Annotated in this window: 1 protein-coding gene and 1 pseudogene; both read left to right on the top strand. The window is 66.4% G+C overall.

The window, feature by feature from the left end:
- The coding region (locus EOB59_RS34890; RefSeq protein ID WP_245486893.1) for a carbon-nitrogen hydrolase family protein at positions 1-680 on the top strand (680 nt) is incomplete at its 5' end.
- A gap of 17 nt (positions 681-697) precedes the next feature.
- A pseudogene (locus EOB59_RS34885) lies at positions 698-1053 on the top strand (conjugal transfer protein TraH); the annotation flags it as partial.

Raw genomic sequence — 1053 nt, 5'->3', positions numbered from 1 at the left:
CAGCTGTCATTGCCGTGGGAGGTTTTTGGCTCTGGTCCGCCGCAACGTGGACAGAACCTTCCCTACCGGACGGATGGAAGGGCGTCGATCTCAAACTGGGCCAGAGCCTCGGGCGTGACGGTTCGCTCGAGCATCACCGTGGCCTGATCGCAACGGTGCGCGCACGGCCAGCCGAGGGAAGCCGCGTCATCGTCCTTCCCGAGAGCGCGCTGGGCTTCTGGACGCCAACCGTCGCGCGTCTCTGGCAGGATGGACTGCGCGGATCGGACATCACCGTGATCGCCGGCGCGGCCGCGATCGACGCGGCCGGCTACGACAACGTCATGGTGGCGATCTCCGCCGACGTGGCGGGCATCCTCTATCGCGAACGCATGCCGGTCCCGGTCTCCATGTGGCAACCATGGCGGGCCTGGACGGGACAGGGCGAAGGCGCGCGAGCCCACTTGCTTGCCAATCCGGTCGTCGAACTCGCGGGCAGGAGGATCGCGCCGCTGATCTGCTACGAGCAGCTCATTCTCTGGCCGGCGCTCCAGTCGATGCTGCACGCCCCGGACATCATCGTGGCGACCGGCAACGGCTGGTGGACCGCCGGCACCTCGATCGTCGCCATCCAGCGGGGCAGTGCGGTCGCCTGGGCGAAGCTCTTCAACCGTCCATTGGTGCAGGCCTTCAACACATGAGCACAGGAGAAACCGGGATGGTCGACGCCGCCTTCATTCAGCAATGCGCCGATCGGGCTCTGAAGCCAGCGATCGTCGAGACGTTCATCGAGCGGGCAGGGTCGCAGGACCCGCTGGCCGTCACGGTCCGCTCAGGCAACCGTGTCGTGCTGGTTCCGAAGCCAGCCACGCCGGACGAGGCCTTGGCTTTGATCCGACAGCATGTCGGCCGCAACGTCGTGCGGGTCGGGATCACGCAATATCCGGCCGGCCTCGGCGTCGTGGACGCAGGGGAGCTCAAGCCCGACCTCGTCGATGCCTGCGCTAACATCCGAATGGGCACGGCGCTGTTCGCCAAGGTCTATCGGATCGTCACCAAATGGTACGGCAACCC

The organism is Mesorhizobium sp. M7A.F.Ca.MR.176.00.0.0 (genome assembly GCF_004023165.1).
Classification (GTDB): domain Bacteria; phylum Pseudomonadota; class Alphaproteobacteria; order Rhizobiales; family Rhizobiaceae; genus Mesorhizobium.
This window is presented reverse-complemented; position numbering and strand designations above follow the sequence as displayed.